Origin of the sequence: Aeromonas sp. 2HA2 (genome assembly GCF_029237345.1) — a bacterium.
Taxonomy (GTDB): domain Bacteria; phylum Pseudomonadota; class Gammaproteobacteria; order Enterobacterales; family Aeromonadaceae; genus Aeromonas; species Aeromonas salmonicida.
The window spans coordinates 158,909-183,873 of record NZ_JAACGB010000002.1 but is presented as its reverse complement, the minus strand read 5'-3'; the positions used below and the strand labels follow the sequence as shown (position 1 = coordinate 183,873).

Annotated in this window: 30 protein-coding genes; 17 read left to right on the top strand and 13 right to left on the bottom strand. The window is 59.3% G+C overall.

Features of this window, described 5'->3' with window-relative positions:
• Positions 1 to 7: 7 nt before the first annotated feature.
• Positions 8 to 772 (top strand): zinc ABC transporter ATP-binding protein ZnuC, encoded by a 765-nt coding sequence (gene znuC, locus GWQ29_RS04265; RefSeq protein ID WP_021139701.1) that lies wholly within the window; start codon positions 8 to 10, stop codon positions 770 to 772.
• 20 nt (positions 773 to 792) lie between these two features.
• Positions 793 to 1,572, top strand: coding sequence for a zinc ABC transporter permease subunit ZnuB (gene znuB, locus GWQ29_RS04260; RefSeq protein ID WP_005313824.1), 780 nt, complete (start codon positions 793 to 795; stop codon positions 1,570 to 1,572).
• A 108-nt stretch (positions 1,573 to 1,680) separates the two neighbouring features.
• Here the strand turns inward: znuB and GWQ29_RS04255 are convergent, their stop codons facing one another.
• Positions 1,681 to 2,589: a LysR substrate-binding domain-containing protein gene (locus GWQ29_RS04255; RefSeq protein ID WP_275918822.1), complete on the bottom strand. Its 909-nt coding sequence runs from the start codon at positions 2,587 to 2,589 to the stop codon at positions 1,681 to 1,683.
• Between the two features lie 91 nt (positions 2,590 to 2,680).
• Here GWQ29_RS04255 and GWQ29_RS04250 point away from each other — a divergent pair, with 91 nt between their 5' ends.
• Positions 2,681 to 3,538, top strand: coding sequence for a DMT family transporter (locus tag GWQ29_RS04250; RefSeq protein WP_005313828.1), 858 nt, complete (start codon positions 2,681 to 2,683; stop codon positions 3,536 to 3,538).
• A 1-nt stretch (position 3,539) separates the two neighbouring features.
• Here the strand turns inward: GWQ29_RS04250 and GWQ29_RS04245 are convergent, their stop codons facing one another.
• Positions 3,540 to 4,121 carry a uracil-DNA glycosylase family protein gene (locus GWQ29_RS04245; protein ID WP_275918821.1) on the bottom strand — a complete coding sequence of 194 codons (582 nt, stop codon included), beginning with the start codon at positions 4,119 to 4,121 and terminating at the stop codon, positions 3,540 to 3,542.
• Between the two features lie 102 nt (positions 4,122 to 4,223).
• Between GWQ29_RS04245 and rarD the strand changes: the two genes are divergently transcribed.
• Positions 4,224 to 5,126 carry an EamA family transporter RarD gene (rarD, locus tag GWQ29_RS04240; RefSeq protein ID WP_275909329.1) on the top strand — a complete coding sequence of 301 codons (903 nt, stop codon included), beginning with the start codon at positions 4,224 to 4,226 and terminating at the stop codon, positions 5,124 to 5,126.
• Here rarD and GWQ29_RS04235 read toward each other — a convergent pair.
• Complete coding sequence (locus GWQ29_RS04235; protein ID WP_275918820.1) at positions 5,108 to 5,842, bottom strand: ABC transporter substrate-binding protein; 735 nt, start codon at positions 5,840 to 5,842, stop codon at positions 5,108 to 5,110. The genes rarD and GWQ29_RS04235 overlap by 19 nt on opposite strands.
• A 44-nt stretch (positions 5,843 to 5,886) precedes the next feature.
• Here GWQ29_RS04235 and GWQ29_RS04230 point away from each other — a divergent pair, with 44 nt between their 5' ends.
• The gene (locus GWQ29_RS04230; RefSeq protein ID WP_265462622.1) at positions 5,887 to 6,297 is read left to right on the top strand and encodes a GIY-YIG nuclease family protein; all 411 of its coding nucleotides are present in this window, start codon (positions 5,887 to 5,889) and stop codon (positions 6,295 to 6,297) included.
• Here GWQ29_RS04230 and pspG read toward each other — a convergent pair.
• The 4 genes from pspG to GWQ29_RS04210 all read right to left on the bottom strand — a co-directional run bounded on the left by pspG (position 6,294) and on the right by GWQ29_RS04210 (position 8,369).
• Positions 6,294 to 6,512 carry an envelope stress response protein PspG gene (gene pspG, locus GWQ29_RS04225; protein WP_265462621.1) on the bottom strand — a complete coding sequence of 73 codons (219 nt, stop codon included), beginning with the start codon at positions 6,510 to 6,512 and terminating at the stop codon, positions 6,294 to 6,296. The genes GWQ29_RS04230 and pspG overlap by 4 nt on opposite strands.
• 46 nt (positions 6,513 to 6,558) lie before the next feature.
• Positions 6,559 to 6,765: a PspC domain-containing protein gene (locus GWQ29_RS04220; RefSeq protein ID WP_275918819.1), complete on the bottom strand. Its 207-nt coding sequence runs from the start codon at positions 6,763 to 6,765 to the stop codon at positions 6,559 to 6,561.
• 2 nt (positions 6,766 to 6,767) lie between these two features.
• Complete coding sequence (gene pspA, locus GWQ29_RS04215; RefSeq protein WP_021139707.1) at positions 6,768 to 7,430, bottom strand: phage shock protein PspA; 663 nt, start codon at positions 7,428 to 7,430, stop codon at positions 6,768 to 6,770.
• 210 nt (positions 7,431 to 7,640) lie between these two features.
• Positions 7,641 to 8,369, bottom strand: a complete 729-nt coding sequence (locus tag GWQ29_RS04210) for a 1-acylglycerol-3-phosphate O-acyltransferase (protein WP_059111801.1) — start codon at positions 8,367 to 8,369, stop codon at positions 7,641 to 7,643.
• 176 nt (positions 8,370 to 8,545) lie between these two features.
• On the opposite strand from GWQ29_RS04210, the gene GWQ29_RS04205 reads away from it, so the two are divergent.
• From GWQ29_RS04205 to GWQ29_RS04165, 9 genes are all read left to right on the top strand, one after another.
• Positions 8,546 to 8,923, top strand: coding sequence for a hypothetical protein (locus GWQ29_RS04205; RefSeq protein WP_005313850.1), 378 nt, complete (start codon positions 8,546 to 8,548; stop codon positions 8,921 to 8,923).
• 50 nt (positions 8,924 to 8,973) lie between these two features.
• Positions 8,974 to 11,016, top strand: coding sequence for a protein-disulfide reductase DsbD domain-containing protein (locus GWQ29_RS04200; protein ID WP_275918818.1), 2,043 nt, complete (start codon positions 8,974 to 8,976; stop codon positions 11,014 to 11,016).
• Positions 11,013 to 11,744: a DsbA family protein gene (locus GWQ29_RS04195; RefSeq protein ID WP_275918817.1), complete on the top strand. Its 732-nt coding sequence runs from the start codon at positions 11,013 to 11,015 to the stop codon at positions 11,742 to 11,744. The genes GWQ29_RS04200 and GWQ29_RS04195 overlap by 4 nt, the downstream gene beginning before the upstream one ends.
• Positions 11,745 to 11,746: 2 nt before the next feature.
• On the top strand, positions 11,747 to 12,271 hold the full coding sequence (locus GWQ29_RS04190; RefSeq protein WP_275918816.1) for a protein disulfide oxidoreductase: 525 nt from the start codon (positions 11,747 to 11,749) through the stop codon (positions 12,269 to 12,271).
• 184 nt (positions 12,272 to 12,455) lie between these two features.
• Positions 12,456 to 12,932, top strand: coding sequence for a DoxX family protein (locus GWQ29_RS04185; RefSeq protein ID WP_275918815.1), 477 nt, complete (start codon positions 12,456 to 12,458; stop codon positions 12,930 to 12,932).
• Between the two features lie 301 nt (positions 12,933 to 13,233).
• Positions 13,234 to 13,518, top strand: a complete 285-nt coding sequence (locus tag GWQ29_RS04180; RefSeq protein ID WP_005313867.1) for a DnaJ domain-containing protein — start codon at positions 13,234 to 13,236, stop codon at positions 13,516 to 13,518.
• A 6-nt stretch (positions 13,519 to 13,524) separates the two neighbouring features.
• Positions 13,525 to 14,055 carry a hypothetical protein gene (locus tag GWQ29_RS04175; protein WP_021139714.1) on the top strand — a complete coding sequence of 177 codons (531 nt, stop codon included), beginning with the start codon at positions 13,525 to 13,527 and terminating at the stop codon, positions 14,053 to 14,055.
• A gap of 13 nt (positions 14,056 to 14,068) precedes the next feature.
• The gene (locus GWQ29_RS04170; RefSeq protein ID WP_005313872.1) at positions 14,069 to 14,830 is read left to right on the top strand and encodes a hypothetical protein; all 762 of its coding nucleotides are present in this window, start codon (positions 14,069 to 14,071) and stop codon (positions 14,828 to 14,830) included.
• An 11-nt stretch (positions 14,831 to 14,841) separates the two neighbouring features.
• Complete coding sequence (locus GWQ29_RS04165) at positions 14,842 to 15,747, top strand: hypothetical protein (RefSeq protein ID WP_275918814.1); 906 nt, start codon at positions 14,842 to 14,844, stop codon at positions 15,745 to 15,747.
• Between the two features lie 299 nt (positions 15,748 to 16,046).
• Here GWQ29_RS04165 and GWQ29_RS04160 read toward each other — a convergent pair whose 3' ends face one another.
• Positions 16,047 to 16,370, bottom strand: a complete 324-nt coding sequence (locus tag GWQ29_RS04160; RefSeq protein WP_275918813.1) for a hypothetical protein — start codon at positions 16,368 to 16,370, stop codon at positions 16,047 to 16,049.
• A gap of 287 nt (positions 16,371 to 16,657) precedes the next feature.
• On the opposite strand from GWQ29_RS04160, the gene GWQ29_RS04155 reads away from it, so the two are divergent.
• The 3 genes from GWQ29_RS04155 (at position 16,658) to GWQ29_RS04145 (ending at position 18,392) form a co-directional block, all read left to right on the top strand.
• Positions 16,658 to 16,909, top strand: coding sequence for a hypothetical protein (locus GWQ29_RS04155; protein ID WP_345893276.1), 252 nt, complete (start codon positions 16,658 to 16,660; stop codon positions 16,907 to 16,909).
• A gap of 70 nt (positions 16,910 to 16,979) precedes the next feature.
• Positions 16,980 to 17,354 carry a hypothetical protein gene (locus GWQ29_RS04150; protein WP_017413199.1) on the top strand — a complete coding sequence of 125 codons (375 nt, stop codon included), beginning with the start codon at positions 16,980 to 16,982 and terminating at the stop codon, positions 17,352 to 17,354.
• A 240-nt stretch (positions 17,355 to 17,594) separates the two neighbouring features.
• A complete protein-coding gene (locus GWQ29_RS04145; RefSeq protein WP_275918811.1) occupies positions 17,595 to 18,392 on the top strand; it encodes a CPBP family intramembrane glutamic endopeptidase in 798 nt (265 codons plus the stop codon).
• A 472-nt stretch (positions 18,393 to 18,864) separates the two neighbouring features.
• Here the strand turns inward: GWQ29_RS04145 and GWQ29_RS04140 are convergent, their stop codons facing one another.
• The 5 genes from GWQ29_RS04140 to GWQ29_RS04120 all read right to left on the bottom strand — a co-directional run bounded on the left by GWQ29_RS04140 (position 18,865) and on the right by GWQ29_RS04120 (position 24,965).
• The gene (locus GWQ29_RS04140) at positions 18,865 to 19,293 is read right to left on the bottom strand and encodes a hypothetical protein (protein ID WP_275918810.1); all 429 of its coding nucleotides are present in this window, start codon (positions 19,291 to 19,293) and stop codon (positions 18,865 to 18,867) included.
• 106 nt (positions 19,294 to 19,399) lie between these two features.
• On the bottom strand, positions 19,400 to 21,694 hold the full coding sequence (parC, locus tag GWQ29_RS04135) for a DNA topoisomerase IV subunit A (protein ID WP_021141155.1): 2,295 nt from the start codon (positions 21,692 to 21,694) through the stop codon (positions 19,400 to 19,402).
• 84 nt (positions 21,695 to 21,778) lie between these two features.
• A complete protein-coding gene (gene parE / locus GWQ29_RS04130) occupies positions 21,779 to 23,674 on the bottom strand; it encodes a DNA topoisomerase IV subunit B (RefSeq protein ID WP_275918809.1) in 1,896 nt (631 codons plus the stop codon).
• A 228-nt stretch (positions 23,675 to 23,902) separates the two neighbouring features.
• Complete coding sequence (locus tag GWQ29_RS04125; RefSeq protein ID WP_275918808.1) at positions 23,903 to 24,304, bottom strand: GFA family protein; 402 nt, start codon at positions 24,302 to 24,304, stop codon at positions 23,903 to 23,905.
• 37 nt (positions 24,305 to 24,341) lie between these two features.
• Positions 24,342 to 24,965, bottom strand: a complete 624-nt coding sequence (locus GWQ29_RS04120) for an NUDIX hydrolase (protein ID WP_275918807.1) — start codon at positions 24,963 to 24,965, stop codon at positions 24,342 to 24,344.

Sequence of the window (24,965 nt, the reverse complement as noted above, 5' to 3'; positions counted from 1 at the left end):
AGCTGTCATGACCCAACTGGTGGAGCTGAAAGAGGTCTGTCTTTCGTTCGACGGACGATCCGTGCTCGACAAGGTCTCCTTTACCCTGAATAAAGGCAAAATCACTACCCTGGTCGGCCCCAACGGGGCGGGCAAGAGCACATTGAGCAAGCTGGTGCTGGGCCTGCTCACCCCGGATTCCGGCGAGATCCATCGCAGTCGGGACCTGAGGGTCGGCTATGTCCCCCAGCGCCTCTATCTGGACCCTACCCTGCCGCTGACGGTGCGTCGCTTTCTGCAACTCGGCAAGAATGGCCGCCTCTCCATCGATGAGGCGCTGGATCGGGTCGGCGCGGGGGACCTGCTGGACAACCGGATGCAGAAACTCTCCGGCGGCGAAATGCAGCGGGTGCTGCTGGCCCGCGCCCTGCTGGTCAAACCCGAGCTGCTGGTGCTGGACGAGCCGGTTCAGGGCGTGGATATCACGGGCCAGATCGAGCTCTACGCCCTCATCAGCCAGCTGGCGGCCGAGCTAAACTGCGCCGTGCTGATGGTCTCCCACGACCTGCATCTGGTGATGGCAAGCACCCATGAGGTGATCTGTCTCAATCGTCACGTCTGCTGTCACGGTGAACCGGAAAGCGTGGCACGCCACCCTGAATTTGCCCGCCTGTTCGGGCGCCCTGAACAGGAGGTGCTGGCGGTCTACACCCACCATCATCACTGCGACGGCGAACATCATCATCACGAACCGCAGGCGCCCGTCATCCGCCTGCCGTCTCGCAATCAATAAGCGCAGCTAAGGACATTCAAGTGGACAGCTTTCTGTTATATGCCCTCGCGGCAGGTCTCGGCATCGCCCTGCTGGCCGGGCCTCTGGGCAGCTTTGTGGTGTGGCGCAAGATGGCCTATTTCGGCGACACCCTCTCCCACGCCTGCCTGTTTGGCATAGCGCTGGGGATACTGCTGCAGGTGGATCTCACCCTGGCCGTGGTGGTCTGCTGCCTCGCCATGGCCATGCTGCTGGTGATCATGAGCCGCAACCAGCAGGTGGCGACCGATACCCTGCTCGGCATCCTGGCCCACAGTGCCCTGTCGCTGGGCCTGGTCACCTTGAGTTTTATGGATAACGTGCGGGTGGATCTGATGGCCTACCTGTTCGGCGACCTGCTCTCGGTACAGCCGGTGGATCTGCTCTGGATCTACGGTGGTGGCGCCCTGGTGCTGCTCACCCTGTGGCGGTTGTGGGATCCCCTGCTCTCCATGACCATCTCGGAAGAGCTGGCGCGGGTGGAAGGGGTCAGAGTCGATGTGCTGCGCTGCGTGCTGATGCTGCTGATTGGGCTGGTGATCGCCGTAGCGATGAAGTTTGTCGGGGCGTTGATCATCACCTCCTTGCTGATCATTCCCGCCGCCACCGCTCGCCGTTTCAGCCAGACGCCGGAGCAGATGGCCGGTTTTGCGGCGCTGATCGGCTGTCTGGCTGTGCTGGGCGGGCTCAGTCTCTCCTGGTATCAGGACACGCCTGCTGGCCCTTCCGTCGTGGTCTGTGCCACCAGCATGTTTATTCTGAGCCAGTTCAAGAAAGCCTGAATCTTGGGTGGCCTGATGCTTGCCATCAGGCCACTGCAAATCCCTCGGTGGCGTCTGTGCCGCCAGCCTGTGTATTCTGCGCCACGTCAAAAAAGCCCAATCTGAGCATCAGGGCTGGGCTTTTGTTTGCAAGGCCATGCTCTGGCGCGTCTCCATCATCAGCCATTGGCGCAACCGGCTGATGGCGGGCTCATGGGCCCGGGATCGTTTGCAGGTGAAATAGAAGGCATCCCCCGTCTCCAGCTGGTGTACCGGCAAGGCCACCAGCTGGGGATCATCCGGCCGCAACATGTAGTCGTTCACAAAGGCCACCCCCTGATCCCAGGCCGCCGCCTCCATCGCCAGCAACACATGACTGAAGTGGTGCATGCGCGCCTCATCGGGAATGATCAGCTCACCCGCCTTGGCCCAGCGCTGCCAATCCTCTCCCCGCGCCTTGTAGATGGACTGTACCGACAGGAGCGGCAGTTGCCAGATGGCCTGCGGCCACTCCCCTTCAACTTGCTGCAACAACCGTCGGCTGCAAACCGGAAAGAGCCGCTCCCGATAGATGAGATCGTGGCAATAGCCACGACCATGGGGCGAGACTGTGATAAAGCAGTCTGCCACCCGATCGGAAAGCTCAGGATCTTCCGCCACCATCTCCAGGCTCAGATCCAGCTCGGGATAGAGCTGACGCAAGCCCGCCAGGCGCGGGATCAACCACTTCACCGCGAACGAACTGTAGACGGCAAGCCGGACTCGCATCTCGCCACCGCCGCGCAGTTGTTCGCTGCTCTGGGCGATCTGGCCGAGCCCGGCCGCAATACCTTCGAAGTAGACCTCCCCCTGGGCTGTCAATGACAACAGCCGCCCCTGGCGCAGCAGCAGCCGTTCCCCCAGAAAATCCTCCAGCAACCGGATCTGATGGCTGACCGCACTCTGGCTGACGTTCAGCTCAAGGGCCGCGCGAGAAAAGCTGAGCAGGCGGGCGACAGCCTCGAAATATTGAACGGCACGCAGGGGAGGCAGTTTCATTATCCAAAATTCTCATAGATGGTGATTTTTTATCATTTTACTGGATAACTGACCCCGCGCTACCCTGCCCTCATCTGACGTGGGAGGTGGTATGAATGCAGTCGGGATCGGGATCCTCTATCTGGTGCTGGGCAATATGGTGGCGGTCTTTTCCGATGCGCTGGTCAAGGTGCTGGAGCCGAGCCAGCCCGTGTTCCAGTTTGTCTTCTTTCGCCAGCTCTCCGCCGCCCTCTTGCTGACGCCCTGGCTGCTCTGGTCTTGGCGTCGCAATCCGCCGGTCGCCATCAAGTGGCATCTGCTGCGAGCCCACATCTGGGCGGTTGGCGTCTGCCTGATGGTGATCGCCCTCACCCGCTTGCCGCTGGCCACCGCCAATGCCCTCTTCTATGCGGCGCCCCTGATGATGGTACCGCTGGCAGTGTGGATGGCGGGGGAAGCCATCTCGCGCCAGAAGGTGCTGACCGCGCTCATCGGTTTTATCGGAGTGCTGATCGTGCTGCGGCCGACCGAGGTGAACTGGGCCGCGCTGGCGGCACTCGGGGTGGCGCTCTCCATGGCGCTCAACAACTTGCTGATCAAGCGGATCCCGCTCAAGCAACCCATCGCCCAGACACTGTTCTTCACCAACGTGCTGAGCATGCCTTTCATACTGGCGCTGGCGCTATGGGAAGGGGGCGACTGGCAGTGGCAGATGTGGTGGCCCGCCTTCGGCTCATCGGCGCTGATCATGGTCTATGCCGGCTTGTGCGTGGTGGCCTATCGCAAGGCGGAGGCGAGCAAGATCGCCTCGGCGGAATATACAGGCCTCTTGATGGCGGTTGCCATCGGGGTCTGGCTGTTTGACGAGCAGCCGGGTCTGCCGCTGCTGCTGGGGTGCTTGTGCATCATAATCCCGCTGCTTGCCATGGCCCGCAGCAAGCCAAAACCCCTGGCAGAACCGGCGGCCTGAATCAACGCAGCAAGGGGGCGACCCTTTGCTGCAGATGGGGGAGCACGTCCTGCTCGAACCAGGGGTTCTTCCTGAGCCAGAAGGTATTGCGGGGAGACGGGTGCGGCAACGGCAGCCAGGCGGGACCATAGTCGGCCCATTGTCTTACCGTCTCGGTCAGCGAACCTTTGCCGGCCTTGCCCAGATAGTACTGTTGGGAATACTGGCCGATGAGCAGGGTCAGCTCGATATTGGGCAGCAGAATCAATACCTTGTCGTGCCAGGTGGGCGCACATTCAGGACGAGGGGGCAGATCCCCCGACTTGCCCTTGCCGGGGTAGCAGAGCCCCATCGGCATGATGGCGATGCGGGACTCGTCGTAGAAGGTCGTTTTATCCACACCGAGCCAGTGACGCAGCCGATCGCCAGAGGGGTCATCCCAGGGGATGCCGCTGGCATGCACTCGGGTGCCGGGAGCCTGACCGATGATCAGCAGACGAGCACTCTCTTTCCCGCGGATCACAGGGCGCGGGCCCAGCGGCAAATGAGCCTCGCACAACCGGCAGGCCCGGATCTGTTCAAACAGCATATCGAGTCGGTTCATGGGCCCGATGGTAACAGAGTTTTCCCCCTGATCCTGCTTGTGAAAGATTCAACAGATACTTATCATGCGGCCCCTAATGTTTAATTTAATAAACGAAAAACGATGAAAAACTGGATGGGCACCGGCAGCGCGGCCCTCTCATTCGCGCTGTGGGGCATGCTGCCCCTCTATTACCAGTTCATGCCCGAGGTCAACATGTGGGAGCTGCTTTCCCACCGTGTACTCTGGTCTGTCGTTCTGCTGGCTGCGCTCTTTGCTCTCTTTGGCTATCAGGTGCCCTGGGCACGGCTGCGCAGTGAACCGCGCCAGCTGGGCCTCATACTGCTGGCGGGCCCCGTCATGTCCATCAGCTGGTGCATGTTCACCTGGTGTCTGACCACGGGTCAGGTGCTGGCCACCAGCCTCGCCTTCTTCATGACGCCGCTGTTCAATATCGTGTTCGCCGTCATCTTCCTCAAAGAGAAGCTCACAGTGCAAAAGCACCTGGCAGTCGCCCTGGCACTGGCCGGACTCGCCTACATGCTGTTCTCCTACGGTCAGCTGCCCTGGTTCTCCCTCATCATGGGGGCCAACTTCGCTTTCTATGGTCTGCTCAAAAAGAAAGTGCACTACGACGCCGGTGTCAGCCTCTACCTCGAAGCCCTGGTCCAGCTTCCCGTCGCCCTGCTGATCATTGGCGCTCTGACGCTCAACGGCATGAGCCAGTTCATGGCCGGTGACTGGGCCGACCGACTGCTGCTGATGGGCAGCGCTCCCGCTACCCTGCTGCCGGTGGGGCTGTTCTGTTACGGCATGATGCGCACCCGCATGAGCACGATGGGGCTGCTGCAATATATCGAGCCGAGTCTCGCCTTCCTGCTCGCCATCCTCTGGTTTGGCGAGGCGGCGGATCCGGTCAAATCGGTCGGGTTTGCCTTTGTCTGGGCGGGCCTGCTGGTGAGCCTGCTGCCGCTGCACCACCTCAGGCGCGGCGGCAGCAATGATGCTCAGGGTCTGCTGCGATAGGATTCCAGAATGGCATGCCACTTGGGATCACGATCCATCTGTTCGGCGATGTCGTTCAATCTGGTATGCAGCTTGTGACGGGATTTGGGCAGCAGCAGGTGGCGGGTATAACTGGATTGGGGGAAAGGTGAAATAAAGAGTTTCCCCTCGAAACCGGGGTCATGGGTAAAAAAGGCCAGCGCAGAACCGGACACCAGAGTCACATCGATGCGGCCCCGCACCAGCAGGCTGAAATTGATTTTGACCTTTTTGGCATCGTGGCGCACCAGATCGCCCCGGGCCACAGCATCATCGATGCCCTGATAGCGGTAGCCCTCTATGCCACCGAAGATCAGACCCTTGAGTGAATCCGGGCCACGATAGGTGACAGGTTTGGCCAGGCTGGAGATAAGCTCGTTGGTGTCGCGCATCATGGGAAAGGTCCACAGATAGTGCTCGCGCTGAGGATCTCCGACCCAGGCAGGATTGACCCAGCTCACCAGACCGTCAAAGCCAGGATCCGACATCTCAAGCGCCAATCTGGCGCGATTCACCAGCCAGAGCTCAAGTCTGGGTTCTCCGCCAAGCTTTTCATTGAGATACTTCACCAGATCCCGGCTCAGCCCGGTCGTCTCCCCCGTCACGAAAGGGGGATGCTGATGATAATCATAGAGACGCAGCGTCTCTCCATGAGCCGACATCGGCAACAGACACCACAACCAATACCAGACTCGCATCGGACCTCCTTGGGCTGATCTTGAGTTTGGCACAGACAGATCGAATGAGAAAATCCGTGATGGACGCCAAACCGACTACCCTGCCCCCGCCAAACCAATGGTCCATCTATCTGGTTCGCACTGCGGCCGGTCTGCTCTATACGGGGATCAGCACAGACCCGATCAGGCGACTTCGCCAGCACCAGAGCGGCAAAGGCTCACGCGCCCTGCGCGGCAAGGGACCATTGGTGCTGGTGTGGCAGCAGACAGTTGGTAACAAGGGTGCCGCGCTGCGGCTCGAATATCGCCTCAAGCAGCAGAGCAAAACCTTCAAGGAGCGCCTGGTGCAAGAGCCGGATCGCTGGGCCGACTGGAGTCAGCCCTGGCTGACGGTCGTCACGCCGCCCCTGGAAGCACCACAAAAAAGGCCACTGCAAGCAGTGGCCAAGGAAGGATCCGATAACAGGGAGGGTTAACGGTAGGTATTGGATTGCTTGCGCCTGTTGCTGAGGAACCAGCACACCACCAGCAGCACCAGCAACCAGGGCGCCAGCTTGATGATGAGAGCAAACATGCCGGCCAGGGCGCCGAACAGCACGAAGACACCGCTCACCACCAACATGGCCAGCACGGTGAACCCCGTCAGCGCCATCGCGACCAACACCAGTATCAAGACGATAAATTCCAGCATGTTCTGCTCCTCACAGGCTTCTCTTGCCGGCTGAATGACCCCGGGGTCAGTCCAGCCAACGTTTCAATTCACGACGGGGCGGCATGATCAGCACCGCCAGCAGATAGGCGGCCAGGGTCAGCGGCGGCATCAGGATCAGGGCGATCAGCGCCATTATCCGGACCGTCACCCTGGAGAGCCCCAGCCGGCTGGCAATGCCGGCGCAGACCCCGGTCAACTTGCGATGGGCAAGGTCTTTCGGCCAGGGCGTCATGATTATGCCTCCACCTTCTGACCCTTCAGACGGGCCAGCTCGCGTTCAATCTCGTCATTGAGTTCCAGCTCGCGGAACTGGGCCTCCAGCGAGGGATTCTGCCCCAGGGTTGCCGCCTCCAGCTGGGCTTCCAGCTGATCGACCCGCCCCTGAAAACCGTCAAAGCGGGCCATCAGCTCATGCATGCGCTGATTGTCGACCTGAGCACGGGCACGGATGCGACTGTGGGCTGTCTGCTCCCGCAGGGTCAGCATCTTTTGCTTCTCGCGGGCCTCGCTCAGCTTGGCCGCCAGTCGCTCGCTGTCGGCGGTGAGCTGGGCCAGCACCTCGGCCACACGGGCCTTGTCCTGCTCCAGCTGCTCGCACTTTTTGACCTCGGCCAGCTTCTCTGTGAGAGCGGCACGGGCCAGATCCTCACGCCCCTTCTGGATGGCGAGCTCGGCCTTGGCCGACCACTCCAGGATCTGGTGTTGCAACGCCTGCTGGTGACGCTCCAGCTGTTTCTGCTCGGCGATGACGCGGGCGGCCTGGGTTCTCATCTCGACCTGCACCTGCTCCATCTCTTCGATCATCAACCGCAGCATCTTCTCCGGCTCTTCACTCTTGTCGAGCAGGCTGTGCAGGTTGGCATTGATCACGTCGGTCAGGCGGCTGAATACGCTCATGGTCTGGCTCCTTGTTCATTGGGATGGCTATCTCTTCCCATAGCATTACAAGAGCCGTGCCAAAATAATTTATTGTTGTTTTACATATAGATATGGATTTTATGCTGAGATTAAAGATGAGAGAGTTGGTTAAAATAACCAATAAAGTGGTGATTTTAACCAACAAAAAAGGGAGCCAGCGGCTCCCTCCATGTCATCTTCCGTTCAAATTCAGGCAGCCTGATGACGACCCAGCTTGCTATCCAGTTCAACCAGCTTGCTTTCCATCGCTGCACGGCAGGTATCGGACAGATCTCGAATGCCGGCGGCGCCGTGCTCCTTGCTGCACAGCGGAGCCATCACCTCGACCAGCACTTCACCATTGTCCCAGCGGTTCAGGTCAACCTGACCGAAGTAGCTGGAGCAGACGATGGGCACCACGGGCACCTCGGCCTGCACGGCGGTGTGGAAGGCGCCGGCCTTGAACGGCAGCAGGCCACGGCCCTTGGAACGAGTGCCTTCAGGGAACATCCAGATGGAGGTACCGTGATTCTTGATGCGATCCACCACCTGACCTATGGTGCCGATGGCACGAGAGCGGTTGGAGCGATCGATCAGCACGTTGCCGGAGAGCCAGAAGATAAGACCGAAGAAGGGCAGCCACAGCAGACTCTTCTTGCCCACTGCCACCACGCCCGGCATGACGGCACCGGTCACGGTGAAGATGTCGAAGTTGCTCTGGTGGTTGCAGACGTAAACCGCCGGGCCGAGCGACTTGATCTCGTCCGGTATGGTTACCTTGACCTTGAGCCCGAGCAGCGGGCAAACCGCATGGTACATGCGGGCGAAGACAAAGACGTTGTTGGGATGACGCGGACGCACCAGACAGAGCAACAGACCGAACACGAACCAGAAGACGAGCAGCAGGGTTAGCAGCAGCACACGGGCAAGTTTGAGCATCGAACACCTCGGATTTTAACTCGGCGCAGTATACTGATCCCCCTTTTAGCGAACAAGCGTTCGCCAAACAGAACTGACCACCCCGCAGCGCACATATGGTCGTATCGAATCCTGCTGACTTGCCCCTGACATTATTGATCGATAGGATATGCACCATTCAACAGGGTAGGGCGAGCATGATTTTGCGACAACGCGTGGCGACAAGACTCCTGCTGCTGGTCTGCATTCTGGTGCTCAACTGTGCGGCCCAGCCGCTGGCCCGGCTGGCTCAGCTCGATCAGGCCCTGAGTTGCCAGCTGCTGCCTGTCCCATCTTCCGGCGCCGAAGCCGACGATGCCCAAACCGCGACACCCCAGCCGAGCAGTTGCCAGCTCAACGGCAAGTGGCTCAGTGCCGCTACCCTGCTCTGCGTCGAACAGATCTTCTTTGCCATCGCCTTCGTGATTGCCCTGCTGGCGCCGCTGTCGCGCCGCTCTCCCGCCTTGCCCCCACCCAGAAACATATCTCCGCCTGAACGGCGACTTCATCTTACTCTCTGTGTCTGGCGAGAATGAGTTAGCCGCGGTTTACACCACCCTAACTTTCATTTTCAAGAGACAAAAAAATGTCAAACATCATCAAGACCGCCCTGTTGATGGGCGGCCTGCTGTGGCAATCCATGGGATTGGCCAGCGATACCGGCTGGCTTGCCAGCCCCCAGAACGATCACGCCAAAGTGCGGCTGCAAGCGGATACCCGAGATCCCGCCCAAACTCGTGTGCTGCTGAGCCTGGAGCTCGAGTCCGGCTGGAAGACCTATTGGCAGAACCCGGGGGAAGGCGGCATTGCCCCTGAAATCTTCTGGGATGCCCCTCAAGCCACCCAGCAGTGGCACTGGCCTGTGCCGGAGCGATTTGACGTCAGTGGTATCTCGACCCAGGGCTATCAGAAGACCGTCAGCCTTCCTATCACGCTTGCTCACAGCAGCAGCGATGCGCTGACTGGCACCCTGCGCCTTTCGACTTGCAGCAATGTCTGCATTCTGACCGACTACCCTTTTACCCTTGCGCTGGATGGCTCTGCGCCGGAAGGGTTCGACTTTGCCTACGCCCAGGCGATGAGCAAGCTGCCACAAACCCTGCCGGATACCGTCATCCTCAAAGCGGGTTATCAGCAAAACCAGCTGCAGCTGACCGCCGACAACCCGCAAGGCTGGCAGGATCCCCAGGTTTTCCTCCAGCGTCTGGAAGGGGCCGAATTTGGCAAACCCGAGCTGGAGGTGCAAGGCAACACCCTGATCGCCCGTATTCCGGTCAGCGATGGCTGGCAAAGCGATGCGCCCGACATCCGTAACCAGCAACTCGGGTTCGTGCTGAGCAGTGGTGAACAGGCCTGGCAGAGTGACGCCAGCATAGGTGACCCGCTGACCCTGCCCCAGAGCGCTCACTCCCTTGTCTGGTTGCTGGGCGCCGCCCTGTTGGGTGGCCTTATCCTCAATCTGATGCCCTGCGTGCTGCCGGTGCTGGCGCTCAAGCTGGGATCTGTGTTGCAACTGGAAACCCGCGAGCGCCGTCCGGTTCGCCTGCAATTCCTGGCGGCCAGTGCCGGTATCCTGGTCTCCTTCTGGGCGCTGGCACTGATGAGCACACTGCTGCGCGCCACCCAGGGGGCGGTCGGTTGGGGTATCCAGTTCCAGAGCGTCTGGTTTATCGGCTTTATGGTGGTGGTCACCCTGCTGTTTTGTGCCAACCTGCTGGGGCTGTTCGAGTTAAGGCTGCCAAGCAACCTCAATACCCGTCTCGCCACCACGGGCGGCAACAGCCTGGGCGGTCACTTTCTGCAGGGGTGCTTCGCAACCCTGCTGGCGACCCCCTGCTCCGCCCCCTTCCTCGGTACAGCGGTCGCCTTTGCGCTCGGGGCACCCCTGGGTCAACTCTGGCTCATCTTCACCGCGCTGGGGATTGGCATGAGCCTGCCCTGGCTGCTGATCGCCGCCTTCCCCCGTCTCGCACTCTGGCTGCCGAAGCCGGGCCGCTGGATGGGCCGCCTGCGCATTCTGCTCGGTCTGATGATGCTGGGCTCCAGCCTCTGGCTGCTCAGCCTGCTCGGCAACCATATCGGTCAATTCTGGATGCTGATCCTGATGGCGCTGATGCTGGCTGCCCTGCTGCTGGCCGTGGTGTGGCGTCATGGCATTCGGGGTGTGACCCTGGGACTGGCCCTCACCTGTCTACTGGGTGGAGCCCTGCTGCTGGGCGGCGCCTTTACGATGGAAGGAAAACCCCAGCGAGATACCGTCAACTGGCAGCCACTCTCGGAGCAAGCCATCCAGGACGCGCTGGCGCAGAACAAGCGGGTTTTTGTCGATGTCACTGCCGACTGGTGCATTACCTGTAAAGCCAACAAATTCAACGTGCTGCTGCGAGATGATGTGCAAAAAGCGCTGAGCGCCCCCGATGTGGTAGCCCTGCGCGGGGACTGGAGCCGTCCCTCCGCCAGCATCGCTGATTTCTTGCGCCAGCGCGGCAGCGTGGCCATTCCCTTCAACCAGATTTATGGGCCGGGCCTGCAGGGTGGCGAGATCCTCTCCCCCCTGCTGGACCGACCGACCCTGCTTGGCACCCTGAAGCAAGCAGCCATAGCCCCCTATCAAGGAGACACCAAATGAAATCGCCCCTGCTCACCCTGACCCTGCTGGGCACCCTGCTGACCCCGGCCCTGCACGCAGCCCCCTTCACCCCGGAGCAGGAGTCCCGCATCAAGGAGCTGATCCGCGAGACCCTGGTGGCCAACCCCAAAATCCTCGATGAGGTGGCCGATGCCTGGGAGAAACAGAATGCGGCGGATCAGGCCAGCCAGCTTGGCAACTTCATCAAGGGCAACCAGGATGTGCTGTTCAACAGCGCTACCAGCCCGCGCCTGGGCGCCAAAAACCCCAAGCTGACCCTGGTGTCGTTCACCGACTACAACTGCCCCTTCTGCAAACAGTTCGATCCCCACCTGACCAAGCTGCTGAAAGCCTACCCAGATGATGTCGGGCTGGTGATCAAGCTGTTGCCGTTCAAGGGGCAGACCTCTGCCAAGGCGGCCCAATACAGCCTGACCCTGTGGCAGCTGGATCCTGCCCGCTTCCTCGCCCTGCACGACAAGCTCATGAGCAAGCAGGGCATGCTGACCGAGGCTGATATCAACAAGGCACTGGCGGCCACCGGCAACACTGCGCTCAAACCCGAAGCCAGGACCACCGAGGAGCTGCGCAACAGCCTTCGCATCGGCACGCTGCTGGGAGTGCAAGGGACACCGGCCACATTGATCGGCAACCAGCTGGTGTCGGGCGCCATCCCCTATGAAGAGCTTGAGCAAATTGTGAAAGCCGAACTGGCCAGGAAGGGGTAACCATGGAAGCCAAACCATCCCTCCCCCATCGCCTGCGACGCTGGGGCAAAGAGGCACTCTGGCTGCTGCTGTTTGGCGTGGTCATTTCGACGGCGCTGGACCTCTGGCGCAGCCCGGCGCTGCCAGAAGGCAGCCCTCTGCCCACCCTCACCCTGCAAGATGGCACTACCGCCGACCTGCTGGCCATGAGCCGGGACAAGCCGCTGCTGGTCTACTACTGGGCCAGCTGGTGCGCCGTCTGCCGCTTCACCACACCGACCGTGGAGCAGCTCTGGCAGGACGGTGAAAACGTGCTGACGGTGGCACTGCGCTCAGGCAACACGCAGCAGTTGAGCAAGGGGATGGGCAAGAAAGGGCTGACTTTCCCGACCCATAACGATGAGCGAGGGGACCTCGCCGCCCGCTGGCAGGTGAGCGTCACCCCCAGCTTCCTCATCGTCAAGGACGGCAAGGTGGTGAGTACCACCACAGGCTGGAGTTCGGGTCTGGGGCTGAAACTGCGCCTGGCCTGGGCCAGCCTCGGCTAAACCGGCCTCACGGGTGCCGACATTGGTGCTCTTGTCCCTGATGAAGAAGAGCACCACTCGGCCCAAATATGATCGAGATAGAGGTAGCGTTTGCCCAAACGGGCGGGACAACCCCTGTTGACCGCCCGCATCCGGCCTCTATCGACCATCGACTTCACATCCTCATACAAATACAGGAGTGGATATGACTTCCATCATCGCGCGTTTTCTGTCGACCCGGAGTGGCCGCTATTTCTTGCCGCTGACACTGATCCGGATAGCGTTCGGTCTTTTCTTCTTTGCGTCCGGTTTGAATAAATTGATCCAGCCAGATAACCAGCAGGCCATGCTGCACACCATGATAGAGGCAGGGCTCCCGTATCCTGCCTTTATGGCAACCTTTGTGGCAGGCAATGAAACCCTGTTTGGCTTGCTGCTGGTTTTTGGTCTGCTGACCAGGTTGTCCTCGCTGGTATTGCTGGTGATCAACATTGTTGCCCTGGTGACCATAGGTCTTCATCAGATACCCGCCGACGTGACCGGGCTCGAATGGTATAGCTGGCTGCTCTATCTGCCCGAGTCTGTCTATATCCTGCTATGCATCTTGCTGGTGGTACAGGGTTGTGGCCCCTGGGGGCTCGATCGCCATCTTGTTCGCCTGCTGCCAGAGGCGGGGCACTGAACTCCCCTTGGCAAGCCGCAGTTGTTTGTTTACTGCACCACTCAGCTCAGATGACTCAACGCCCGGCCTGCCGGGCGTTTTTTCAACCACCATCACACATGCCCCACCCTCTTCTTGCCAAAATGGCAGCGCTCGGAGCTTTTTTCGCATTAGCAACTTGCTTGCCATACCGCCTCCTATTCATGGCGGAGCTGGCCTGTTTCCGTTAAAATGACGGGTTTTTGCCGTGCCTGGTTTCTCAAGCTCCACCATCAGGCGCCCGCATTGTGAATTCCAAGATGCCAGTGATGCAGGATCTGCCATGAACAACTACTTTCGGGTACTGGGCGTCAAGTCCAATGCCAGCGAAAACGACATCAAAAAAGCCTATCGACGGCTGTCGAACCAGTACCACCCAGACAAGCTGTTGGGGGCGAGCGAAGAAGAGCGAGAGCTGGCAGCCATCAAGCTGCACCAGGTAAAGCAGGCCTATGAAGTGCTGTCAGACCCGAAACAACGGGCCGCTTTCATCAAGGATTTCAACAACGTCATCGTGACCGATCCCGCTTCTGCCATGCAGGAGATGTGGGACCAATTTTACCCCTGAGGCGCTATGCAAAAAAAATGGGACCAGGCGCGGATCAAAGCGCTGATGAGTGATGCCAGTGAGAACATCGAATCCTACCGGGATCAGGACGACCCCAAGGCGCTGGAGCAATTCACCGGCAAGATGAAGACACTGCTGCTGGCTGACATGAGCATGCTGGAATTCATGCCTGAATACCTGCCGCTGGCCCTCTATGGCAGAGTGCAGTTCCCGGCCAAGGCCAAACCCGAGTGGAACAAGTGGCTCGGCAGCGGCGTACAACCCTCATGGGACGAATTCAAGGTGTCGGTGGCGTTCAACAATGCCGACCTGCCACTGGTGAAAGCGGTACGGGCCCAGAGCGAAGATCAGCTGATCGAAGCCTGCGCCGTGCTGTTCCAGCTGGACAACCCGCTGCCGCGCGGCGGCCGCCGTGCCGATGACGACTACGAACTGCGTGACGACGACGATGACGACGGGGAAAACGCTGACGCCGACTACAACGGTGATGGTGACGACGACGGCGATCAAGACATGTACGACGAAGTACGTTTCTAACTTGGGGCAAAGCATGCACAGTCTGATAGAAATTACCGCCATCGAGATCAAAGAGCTGGCCGTGATCGAGCCGAAACAGGCCAGCGAGAAATTCGAACTGATCGCCAAGACAATGTCTGACGATCAGTTGGCCGAAGTCATTGAACAGATTGATATCGTCACCCTGACCCAGATCAACGGCCAGCACGACATGTCGTTCCCGTCGATCATCTCCGAGCTGATGACCCCGGAGCGGATCCGCGACATCGTCTGCCAGCAGCCCCTTTACTGGGAAGAGGCGATCAAGAACAACGCCGAAGAGCTGCAGCAGCACACCTTCGACTTCCTCAACTACCTGATCCGCACCCAGGACAGCGACGCCAAGCAGGCGGAGATCCTGGAGTGCATCGCCGAGGATCCGGCCGGTCTCTTCTACCTCGCCATCCCCTTCATCGAGTTCTATCGCGGTGAGCGCTTCGAGGATGAAGAGGGCTTCCACGACACGCTGCACGCCGAAGAGGAAGATCTGGAAGAGGCGCTCTCCTACAGCGACCGCCAGCAGAGTGAAAATGCCCACGACTACCCGCTGGATGACCCGCGCAGCCTCTTGATGCTGATCCGCGAGCTGACCCCGGACGTGGAAAAAGCCATCAAGGCACTGCTGCGCAATGAGCACTCATCCTGGGAAGGGATTATCAGCAAGTTCGCCAGCGAGCTGGTGATGCAGGCCAAAGATAAGAACGATGCCTCCGACGAGTACGCCGAAGTCGACGACATGTTCAGCTTCCTGGATTGAGGAACTCCGTCATGCAACTAGTCATACGCGATGTCAATCAGGGCCCCTTTCTCACTCAGGTGCTGCGCTTTGGCCGCGAGAGCGAACACTTGAGCGATCAGCAGCTGGGCCAGATCAAGGGCAAGGCGGTGCTGATGAGCCTGAAGTTCGCCGACAAGTACTACAACAAGTACAAGATGCATCTGCTGGAACAGGCCGCCCACGACGTCATCGGCGTGGTCAGCCTGGGCCTGCTGGAGCTGTCGCAACGGGATACCGCCAAGGCACTGGCCCTGCTGCAGGCGCCGGAGGGGCCCATCAAGCCGTTCCAGAAGGGCTGGTCCATGCTGATCTCGGTCAGCGCCAAGCAGCCAGGTGGCAACAGCCTCTATGGCGACGTGGATGCGCGGCTTTTGGACAAGATCTCCAGCCCGCCGGATGTGGAGGAGTGGCAAGGGTGGCAGGAGTACGAGAAGGCGCTGGTGGAGCATAACAAGGCCCGCCTGATGAGCCTGATCGATCAGCACTTCTTCGCCTGCGAGAACGACCACCCCACCATGGAGGACAAGCTGGCCGAGGCCCTGCTCTACCGCATTCTCTGCGGCAATGGCAGCGGCGCCGCCAAACTGAAGGTAAAGCAGGATCTCAAGCGTCGTCTGGCGCGGGAAATCGTGCTGCAAGAAGCCTGGTACGACACCGACTATCTGGCCGCCCAGCTGGAGCTGCTGCTGGCGGAGCTGCCGAGCGAACTGATCACCGGTCTGCGTCAGGAACTCAGCAAGGGGTTTGTCCCCAACCTGCTGCACACCCTGGGCTTTGTGCGCCAGTACCAGTTGCTGCAACAAGAGAACGCCGAGCCGGAGAAGCTCGACAATTTCGAGATGCGCGCCGGTCTCAAGCACCCGCTGCTTGGCTGGCCGCTCTACCACGACTTCTAGGCCAGCTTTGGCTCGGGGCCACTGCCAACGCCACCGCTGGTGGCAGCAAGCAGGATCTGCCCCGTCATGACCCAACAACGCCCGGCTTGCCGGGCGTTGTTATATCTGACCACCACAGTGACGAGCGGGAAACACTGGGGGACGAGGTCAGGCCATCCAGGTAGGGTGCAATAAGCGAAGCGCATTGCACCGACAAACCCGCGTATCAAGGGTGATGCAACTGCCCCCGTTCACGTCCCCGTGGGCTGCGGGAACAGGGTTTGAATGAGAGGGCAGTCTCAGCCACGCCCCTCAAGACCTCAGTGCGCAATAGTCCACATGGCGCTATCTACCCCGGTTTCACGAAAGTCGATGATCGCCGGATACTGTTTACCACACCCTTCCACCGTCCAGCGCTCTTGCCAATAACGGCTACCCGGCTCTCCCTTTGGCGGCTGCAACACAACCGGCACAAAGCGCTCTGGCGCCTCACAGCCCTTGGTTGCCACCCAACCCGCTACACCGACCATGGCATCCTGGATCAACTGCTGATTGGCCAGGGTTCCCTCCTGTACCGGTTCGGGCTTCTCGGCTTGCGCGTACAAGGCCCAGCAGCAAAACAAGAGCGGGACATATTTCATCATCAGATCTCCAGCAGGTAATCGACAAAATTGGTTCGTTTGGGGCTTTTATGATGCACTGAAACACTCCTAAACAAAATCTCTCTCGGTGCAAGGAAGGGATTATCAAGCCTATGCCTCCCTCCCAGATGGTGAGCCGAAGACGGGGGAAAGTCCGGTATTCCTATCGAATCCCCATAGGAACTACCTCGTTAGCGTCATTGGTCCATAGAATGTAAGGAATATAATGAATCCCCCATACCAGCAGCAGGGGCCATGCTGTGAGCAGAAAGCCCGACCGTATTACCGCGATGCAGCAGATCATCGATGCAGTGAAGCAGGAATTTGCGCTCTATCAGCCGGATACCTTCAGATGCGGACCAGACAATAGCTGCATCGGCTGCCCCAAGAAGCTGATGGAGCTGGTCGACACTGACTTATCCTATTGGCAATATCGGATAGATCGCGGCATCCCGCCCTCCTTCGACGAGCTCAACCGCTTTGGCAAGATGTGCAAGAACATCCGCCGGGCGCTGATGCGCAATGGCCGCATTCCCGCCTGATGCTTTGCACCTGCGTCTGATAAGGTTTACCGACAGGCCCAGATCGGGCACAAACGAGAAGGAGAGGAAGATGACCCAGGAGCGGATCCAGACCCGATATAGACTGGCGGGCACCTTTACCACTCAGGCCGAGCTGGAGCAGGCCATCGCCCGGGCGATAGAGGCCCACAAACAGGACTTCTTCCCCCTGCTGGAACGACTGGTAGATGTGGGTGACAATCGGGTCAAGCTCAGCCAGAAAGATCCGCTGCGGGTACTGGGGGTGGAGCTCGACAAGGCTGACACGGGGGGCAACGCCCGCCTCAACTACGAATCCAATTTCGCCGAGGGCTGCCGCCTTATCGACGAATATGACCAGCACCAGACCAGCGTGCCCTTTCGCCTGGAAGGCGATGAGCTTGTCTTCGACCTTGAGCTGCCCATAGCGTGGAATTTCAATAATTGAAGGCTCGGCGGTGCAATTCACCTTGTTTATTGCACCGGCAGCATATGTGAAATCGATGGGGTGTCAGTCATGGTGCTACGGACCGAATGAAGCGGCTATCAGGAAGGCGTGAGCCCGCGAAATAAGGGATTTACACCTTGATGGTTGGCATTTAAATAAAGATGCAAGAGCCGCCAATTAACCTAGTCATCTGGTATACGGTTGTTTCCAGGACAACAAATTGAAATATCGAGGGGCACCATGCTTGAGCATCAATCCGCAGCAATACCGGTATTGAATGACAGTGATTACTATGGTTTCGAGCACAAAAGTGCTGGGGATTTTCCCTTTTATCGAGAGGGGCCCCATGCATTATCTGCCCGCCGCTGGGTACTGCTCCTGCTGAGTGCGGCGCTGGGTTTCTCGATGCTGACGTTGCCTGTCGAATTTTTTAAAACCACCATGGGCGGCTTTGTTCCCGCCATCCTGTTTCCGCTTATCCCGCTGGTCGTGCTCGCCATGATGGTAGGTAAAGGGTGGCGAGCACTATTTCGCACGCCGACATGGCGGGATATTCTGTTGATGGTGGCCATTGTTGGCGCCAATATTCTGGTCTCCTTCACCGTTGCAATCTTGCTGCAGCTGCTTTTCAAGATGAATACCAATCCGGTCAACACCCTGCTGGCAGGGGCATCCGATACGGCACTCATCCTCTTTTATTTAAAAACGGCTCCGCAACTCTTAGGTGAGGAGGTGGTCTCCATATTGCCGTTTCTGGCTGTGCTCTGGTTTTGTCACCAAGCACTCGCCATGACGCGCAAGCGTGCAATCATCACCGCCTGGCTCTGTACTGCGCTTATCTTCGGTGCGTTGCATCTGCCCACTTATGAGTGGAATTTTGTGCAATGTTTTTTGGTCATCGGAACGGCCCGCATTGTGCTGCTAAGTGGCTACATCATTACCAAAAACATTTGGGTATCAACCGGCGCACACATTATCAATGACTGGCTGCTGTTTACCATCATGGCGGCTTTTCTGGGCGTTCACGCAGCTGGGTAGGGGCAATCCGTACAGCCCACTGCACCGGCAACCTCGCGGGGTCAATCACGGTGCAATTCACCTTGTTCATTGCACCCAAGTGGTTACCTCCCCTAACCCTCTCCCAAAGGGAGAGGGGACAACTCAACACCAACCTCAGGCCGTGGTGGTCATGCCATCAACTGTCGGTGATTAAAGAACTCCCTTCTCCCACTCTTTGCCATAGATAAGGGGAGAAGGGTCGGGGATGAGGGGGAGCAAGCCATCGACAAGCAGCAGAGCGTCAAATAAAACAGAGGCAAGTAGGGTCGATTAGCGCAGCGTAATCGTCCGCACCGCAAGCTCGGTGGCTATGGACATAGAGAAGAGATCAGCTGGAGCACCAGCAGAATCACGGTAACCTGTTTTCGCGAGCGTCTGATTACGCTTCGCTAATCAAACCTACGGCCCTAACATTACCACCCCATATATTTATTATGAGAGGGACTAGGTGTTAATTAAAAAACTGAAGTTCCAAATTTAACTTTTTTAAAAAATTATTCGTCAATGGAAGTAATAGCAATGATGCTACGGCATAAATTAAACCAAAAAAGATATTAATGTGAGATATTAAAAAGAAAAACGCATAATACAGAATCATGAATGCACATGATGTTAATAACTTCACCCAAGGTATCGATAAATTACCTTCAACTATTCCAATTTCGACATTGGCCTTTTCTCCAGATATAGCAATATGTACTATTGTAAAGCATGAAAAAATAATTAGAGAAATCACAAATAACACAATCGCTATTTGTAGGGGTAAACTGCCATCGATTACATTAGACTCAAGCGTTAAAGTTGTTAAGATCACAGCCAAACAAATCCCCGAAAGACTAGAGTAAACCCATTTCAACTGTTCAAGCGCATCATGTGACATATAAGTCCTACATATACAATCGAGAATCATGCCTAAAAAATTCATTTAATAATCGATAGAAAAAATAATTTTAAGAAGAAGGGCGATTTCGCGCCCTTCTTCTTAATTACCCTTCCTGACTTTCCTCAGCAACCGGCTCGGCACCGGCGGCGGGTTCAATCTCGATACGATCTACTCGCTGCAAACCGCGGGGCAGCTTGGCGCCACGGCGTCCGCGCTCGCCGCGGTAGTAGTCGAGATCGGCAGGTTTGAGAGTCAGCTTGCGCTTGCCGGCAAACAGGGTGACATATTGCCCCTGCGGGATAATGGCGGCCATCACCATAAACTCTTCCCGTGCCTTGACCCGCGCCGACGGTATGCTGATCAGCTTGTTGCCCTTGCCCTTGCCGAGCACCGGCAAGGTGTTGAGCGGGAACAACAGCATGCGCCCCTCGTTGGAGATGGCCATGCAGAGATCGGTCTCTGGCGAGCCAATCTTCTGGGGTGCCATCACCAGGCCCCCTTCCGGCACTGTCAGCAGCGCCTTGCCGTTCTTGTTCTTGCCGATGAGATCGTCATAGGTGCAGACGAAACCGTAACCGGCGTCGGAACAGATGAGATAGGGTTCCCCCTCGTTGCCCATCACCAGATGGCGCACCTCTTCGCCTGCGCCCAGCGCAAAGCGGCCGGTGAGTGGTTCGCCCTGACTGCGAGCCGATGGCAGGGTGTGGGCTTCCAGTGCATAGGTGCGCCCCAGGGTGGAAAGGAACACCGCCTGCTGGTTGCTGCGGCCACAGGCGTGGGCCAAATAGCCATCCCCTGCCTTGTAGGAGAGCCCCGCCACATCCACGTCGTGGCCCTTGGCAGCACGCACCCAACCCTTGTCAGAGAGGATAACGGTGACCGGCTCGCTCGGGGTCAGCTCTTTTTCGGTCAGAGCTACCGCGCTGGCACGCTCCACCAGCGGGGTGCGGCGATCGTCGCCGTACTTCTCGGCATCCGCCAGCAGCTCTTTCTTGAGCAGGGTGTTAAGGCGACGCTCGGAGCCCAGCAGCAGTTCAAGCTTGTCGCGCTCTATGGCCAGTTCGTCCTGCTCGGCACGCAGCTTGAACTCTTCCAGCTTGGCCAGATGGCGCAGTTTCAGCTCGAGGATCGCCTCGGCCTGGGTCTCGCTGATGTTGAAGCGCTCCACCATCACCTTGCCCGGCTCATCCTCGGTGCGGATGATCTCGATCACCTCGTCGATGTTGAGATAGGCCACCAGCAAGCCTTCGAGGATGTGCAGGCGAGCCAGCACCTTGTCGAGGCGATACTGCAGGCGACGGCGCACCGTCTCGCGGCGGAAAATGATCCACTCGGAGAGGATCATCTTGAGGGTCTTCACCTGGGGGCGGTTGTCCAGCCCCAGTATGTTGAGGTTGACGCGATAGTTCTTCTCCAGATCCGTGGTGGCGAACAGGTGGGCCATCAGCGCCTCCATGTCCACCCGGTTGGAGCGGGGAATGATCACCAGACGGGTCGGGTTCTCGTGGTCCGATTCGTCGCGCAGGTCGGTGACCATGGGCAGCTTCTTGGCCACCATCTGGGCGGCGATCTGCTCCATGATCTTGGCGCCGGAGGCCTGATGGGGCAGCGCCGTGATGACGATGTCGCCATCCTCCTCGTTCCACACAGCCCGCTGCTTGATGGAGCCCTTGCCGGTCTCGTAGATTTTGCGGATGTCATCGCGCGGCGTGATGATCTCGGCGCTGGTCGGGTAGTCCGGCCCCTGAATGTGCGCCATCAGCGCATCCAGCCCGGCATTGGGGTTGTCGAGCAGCTCTGCACAGGCGTAGGCCACTTCCCGCGCGTTGTGGGGCGGAATGTCGGTCGCCATGCCCACGGCTATGCCTGTGATACCGTTGAGCAGTATGTGAGGCAGGCGGGCGGGCAGCACTACCGGCTCTTTCATGGTGCCGTCGAAGTTCGGCGTCCAGTCCACAGTGCCCTGGCCGAGCTCGGAGAGCAGCAGCTCGGAGAAGCGCGACAGGCGCGCCTCGGTATAACGCATGGCGGCGAAGGATTTGGGATCGTCCGGCGCACCCCAGTTGCCCTGACCGTCCACCAGCGGGTAGCGGTAGGAGAAGGGCTGAGCCATCAGCACCATGGCTTCATAACAGGCGCTATCGCCGTGAGGGTGGTATTTACCCAGCACGTCACCCACGGTACGGGCGGATTTCTTGTGCTTGGAGAGGGCCGACAGACCCAGCTCGCTCATGGCGTAGATGATCCGCCGCTGCACGGGTTTGAGGCCATCGCCGATGTGCGGCAGGGCACGGTCCATGATGACGTACATGGAGTAGTTCAAGTAAGCCTGTTCGGTAAAGGTGCGCATTGGCTGGCGCTCTACCCCGTCCAGACTGAGCTCGATAGCATCACTCATGTGATAGTTCTCTTTCGGTTCGGGAGCCGCCACAGGGCGACTCCGGCTAAATGCTTGCTGGCCCGCACAGGGCCAGCAGACGGCTTAGATGATGGCAAGGTTGCCCTTCTCTTCCAGCCACTCGCGACGATCCGGGGCGCGCTTCTTGGCCAGCAGCATGTCCATCAGTTGCAGGGTCTCGTCCCCCTCCTCCATCTCGCCCATGGTGAGCTGCACCAGACGGCGGGTGTTGGGATCCATGGTGGTTTCCCGCAGCTGTTTCGGGTTCATCTCGCCCAGACCCTTGAATCGGGTCACCATCACCTTGCCCTTCTTCTTCTCGGCCTCGACCCGCTGCAGCACGCCGTTCTTCTCGTCTTCGTCGAGGGCATAGTAGACCTCCTTGCCGATGTCGATCCGGTAGAGCGGCGGCATGGCCACATAGACGTGGCCCTTGTTGACCAGGGTGCGGAAGTGCCTCACAAACAGGGCGCAGAGCAGGGTGGCTATGTGCAGACCGTCCGAGTCCGCATCCGCGAGGATGCACACCTTGCCGTAGCGCAGGCCGGAGAGATCTTCGGAGTCGGGATCGAGCCCGATGGCTACAGAGATGTCGTGCACTTCTTGCGAGGCGAGCACCTGGCCGGCCTCCACCTCCCAGGTGTTCAGTATCTTGCCGCGCAGGGGCATGATGGCCTGAAATTCGCGATCCCGCGCCTGCTTGGCGCTGCCACCCGCCGAGTCACCCTCCACCAGGAACAGTTCGCCTTGCATGGGGTCGGCACAGTTGCAGTCGGTGAGCTTGCCGGGCAGAGCCGGGCCCTGGGTAATCTTCTTGCGCACCACCGTCTTGGCGGCACGCAACCGGCGCTGGGCGCTGGAGATGCAGATCTCGGCAATCTGCTCCGCCAGCTCGGTATTGCTGTTGAGGAACAGGCTGAAGGAGTCCTTCACCACCCCCGACACGAAGGCCGAGCTCTGGCGCGACGATAGCCGCTCCTTGGTCTGACCGGCGAACTGGGGATCCTGCATCTTGATGGAGAGGATGTAGGCGCAGCGATCCCAGATGTCTTCCGGGGTCAGCTTGACCCCGCGGGGCAACAGGTTGCGGAACTCGCAGAACTCGCGCATGGCGTCGAGCAGGCCCTGGCGCAGGCCGTTGACGTGAGTACCGCCCTGCGGCGTCGGGATCAGGTTCACATAGGATTCGGCGAGGCACTCGCCCCCTTCCGGCAACCAGCACAGCGCCCAGTCCACCGCAGACTGCTCTGTGCTGAAGGCGCCGACGAAGGGCTGCTCCGGCAGGCAGGTGAACTGCTTGACCGCATCGACCAGATAATCCTTGAGGCCATCTTCGTAGCACCACTCCAGCTTGATGCCGGTGTTCTTGTCGAGAAACTTGATGGTGAGGCCGGGGCAGAGCACGGCCTTGGCCTTGAGCAGGTGCTCCAGCTTGGTGACCGAGAAGCGGGGCGAGTCGAAATAGCTCGCCTGCGGCCAGAATCGCACCCGGGTGCCAGTGTTGCGGCGCCCGCAGGTGCCGGTGATGGTCAGATCAGACACCTTGTCGCCGCGCTCGAAGGCGATGTCATAGACCTGGCCATCGCGACGCACCGTCACCTCGACCCGATCGGAGAGGGCGTTCACCACCGAAATACCCACCCCGTGCAGACCGCCGGAGAACTGGTAGTTCTTGTTGGAGAACTTGCCCCCCGCGTGCAGCTTGCAGAGGATCAGCTCCACACCACACACCCCCTCCTCCGGGTGGATATCGACCGGCATGCCACGGCCGTCATCGATCACCTCGAGGGACTGGTCTTCATACAGGGTCACCTCCAGGGTACGGGCGTGGCCCGCCAGCGCCTCGTCGACGCTGTTGTCGATGACCTCCTGGCCGAGGTGATTGGGCCGGGTGGTGTCTGTGTACATGCCGGGGCGACGACGCACCGGTTCGAGGCCATTGAGGACCTCAATGGCATCCGCATTGTATTGAGTGGACATGGAGGGCCTTGCGAATTGACGTTTGGGGAGAATCTTACTCGTTGGGAGGGCCTTGGACAAACCCGACGGCGGGAAAGGGTGATCCAAACAGGGGCCGACAAGATACTGAGCCGGGATCAGATGCGCCTGACGCCACAGAGAGTGCCTGTGTCAGCCTGGAGAAGGAGACATTGAAACCAAAAGACGCTGCCACCCTGATGATGACATCTGCGGATGACGCCCTTGTGGCTATTTCCCTCTATCGGCCGGATGGTTTACCCCGTCGCGCAGCGGCACCTCAGCCAGCTCGAACGGGTTGACCCCCTCCAGACAGGCAAGGTTGTAACCATACTCGGCCGGGTTGGATCGACGTTGATGATGGGTATAGATGCCGCAGATGCTGCAGAAGTAGTGCTTTGCGGTGCGGGTGTTGAACTGGTAGCAGCGCAGTTCGGCCTCCCCTTGCAGGATGCGTATGCCGTCCAGCGGCACAGAGGCGACGATGGCGCCCCGTCGCCGGCAGAGGGAGCAGTCGCAGCGACGGGGATCCACCACCCCATCCGGCAAGGTAAGTTCCAGTACCACGGCCCCGCAGTGACAGCTGGCCCTGTGCTTTTCCTCAATCCGGGTATTGCCAATGCGTTTGATCATCCAGCCTCCTTGCTAGCTGATGCGCCCTCCAATCGGGTCAGTCGAACAGGGTATCGCGCCGTCTTTGCAACAGATGGCCATGCAGGGTGCGCAGTTGGGACGCCACCACCCGATGACGGGAGAGTTCAGGCAAGTCGTCGATGGGGAAGTAACCTGCACCTTGTGTTTCATCGGTTTCGCCGAGCAGCTGACCGCCGATCACCTCGCACAAAAAGAAAGCCTTGTGGGCGTGGGGCAGCTGGGGCGGATGGGGGTGCTTGAGCTTGTCGAACAGAGCCAGCAGCTGCACGGCCCGACATTCGAGGCCAGTCTCTTCAACGACCTCGCGCACCACGGCACCGGCTGGCGAGTCCCCGATATCACACCAGCCGCCGGGCAGGGTCCAGCAACCGTCGCTGCGCTCCTGCACCAGCAGGATATGGCCAGCCTTATCAACGATAAGGGCTCGTACATCCAGCTTGGGAGTGGGGTAGCCGCGATCGAGGTCGATCCACTCGGCGATGGCGTCCGGTTTCAGGTCGCTATGACTGGCAATCAGGGCGACCGTGGCCGCTCTGAGCGCCTCAAAGCGGCCAATATCGAAGGGATCCCTGGAGTAGGTGAGGCCGGCCTGCGCTGTGGCCAGCACCTGTTCCAGAAAGGTGGCCAGCGGCGGTTGCAT

Bases quoted from the DNA above. Each gene is read 5' to 3' on its own strand.
- GWQ29_RS04120 (WP_275918807.1), bottom strand. From the start codon at position 24,965: ATGCAACCGCCGCTGGCCACCTTTCTGGAACAGGTGCTGGCCACAGCG.
- GWQ29_RS04170 (WP_005313872.1), top strand. From the start codon at position 14,069: ATGCACAGTCTGATAGAAATTACCGCCATCGAGATCAAAGAGCTGGCC.
- GWQ29_RS04155 (WP_345893276.1), top strand. From the start codon at position 16,658: ATGCAGCAGATCATCGATGCAGTGAAGCAGGAATTTGCGCTCTATCAG.
- pspG (WP_265462621.1), bottom strand. From the start codon at position 6,512: ATGCTGGAATTTATCGTCTTGATACTGGTGTTGGTCGCGATGGCGCTG.
- GWQ29_RS04190 (WP_275918816.1), top strand. From the start codon at position 11,747: ATGGAAGCCAAACCATCCCTCCCCCATCGCCTGCGACGCTGGGGCAAA.
- GWQ29_RS04145 (WP_275918811.1), top strand. From the start codon at position 17,595: ATGCTTGAGCATCAATCCGCAGCAATACCGGTATTGAATGACAGTGAT.
- GWQ29_RS04195 (WP_275918817.1), top strand. From the start codon at position 11,013: ATGAAATCGCCCCTGCTCACCCTGACCCTGCTGGGCACCCTGCTGACC.
- rarD (WP_275909329.1), top strand. From the start codon at position 4,224: ATGAAAAACTGGATGGGCACCGGCAGCGCGGCCCTCTCATTCGCGCTG.
- GWQ29_RS04150 (WP_017413199.1), top strand. From the start codon at position 16,980: ATGACCCAGGAGCGGATCCAGACCCGATATAGACTGGCGGGCACCTTT.
- GWQ29_RS04185 (WP_275918815.1), top strand. From the start codon at position 12,456: ATGACTTCCATCATCGCGCGTTTTCTGTCGACCCGGAGTGGCCGCTAT.
- GWQ29_RS04140 (WP_275918810.1), bottom strand. From the start codon at position 19,293: ATGTCACATGATGCGCTTGAACAGTTGAAATGGGTTTACTCTAGTCTT.
- GWQ29_RS04255 (WP_275918822.1), bottom strand. From the start codon at position 2,589: ATGAAACTGCCTCCCCTGCGTGCCGTTCAATATTTCGAGGCTGTCGCC.
- GWQ29_RS04160 (WP_275918813.1), bottom strand. From the start codon at position 16,370: ATGATGAAATATGTCCCGCTCTTGTTTTGCTGCTGGGCCTTGTACGCG.
- GWQ29_RS04165 (WP_275918814.1), top strand. From the start codon at position 14,842: ATGCAACTAGTCATACGCGATGTCAATCAGGGCCCCTTTCTCACTCAG.
- GWQ29_RS04125 (WP_275918808.1), bottom strand. From the start codon at position 24,304: ATGATCAAACGCATTGGCAATACCCGGATTGAGGAAAAGCACAGGGCC.
- GWQ29_RS04220 (WP_275918819.1), bottom strand. From the start codon at position 6,765: ATGACGCCCTGGCCGAAAGACCTTGCCCATCGCAAGTTGACCGGGGTC.
- znuC (WP_021139701.1), top strand. From the start codon at position 8: ATGACCCAACTGGTGGAGCTGAAAGAGGTCTGTCTTTCGTTCGACGGA.
- parC (WP_021141155.1), bottom strand. From the start codon at position 21,694: ATGAGTGATGCTATCGAGCTCAGTCTGGACGGGGTAGAGCGCCAGCCA.
- GWQ29_RS04205 (WP_005313850.1), top strand. From the start codon at position 8,546: ATGATTTTGCGACAACGCGTGGCGACAAGACTCCTGCTGCTGGTCTGC.
- GWQ29_RS04180 (WP_005313867.1), top strand. From the start codon at position 13,234: ATGAACAACTACTTTCGGGTACTGGGCGTCAAGTCCAATGCCAGCGAA.
- pspA (WP_021139707.1), bottom strand. From the start codon at position 7,430: ATGAGCGTATTCAGCCGCCTGACCGACGTGATCAATGCCAACCTGCAC.
- GWQ29_RS04200 (WP_275918818.1), top strand. From the start codon at position 8,974: ATGTCAAACATCATCAAGACCGCCCTGTTGATGGGCGGCCTGCTGTGG.
- GWQ29_RS04210 (WP_059111801.1), bottom strand. From the start codon at position 8,369: ATGCTCAAACTTGCCCGTGTGCTGCTGCTAACCCTGCTGCTCGTCTTC.
- GWQ29_RS04235 (WP_275918820.1), bottom strand. From the start codon at position 5,842: ATGCGAGTCTGGTATTGGTTGTGGTGTCTGTTGCCGATGTCGGCTCAT.
- GWQ29_RS04175 (WP_021139714.1), top strand. From the start codon at position 13,525: ATGCAAAAAAAATGGGACCAGGCGCGGATCAAAGCGCTGATGAGTGAT.
- GWQ29_RS04230 (WP_265462622.1), top strand. From the start codon at position 5,887: ATGAGAAAATCCGTGATGGACGCCAAACCGACTACCCTGCCCCCGCCA.
- parE (WP_275918809.1), bottom strand. From the start codon at position 23,674: ATGTCCACTCAATACAATGCGGATGCCATTGAGGTCCTCAATGGCCTC.
- GWQ29_RS04245 (WP_275918821.1), bottom strand. From the start codon at position 4,121: ATGAACCGACTCGATATGCTGTTTGAACAGATCCGGGCCTGCCGGTTG.
- GWQ29_RS04250 (WP_005313828.1), top strand. From the start codon at position 2,681: ATGAATGCAGTCGGGATCGGGATCCTCTATCTGGTGCTGGGCAATATG.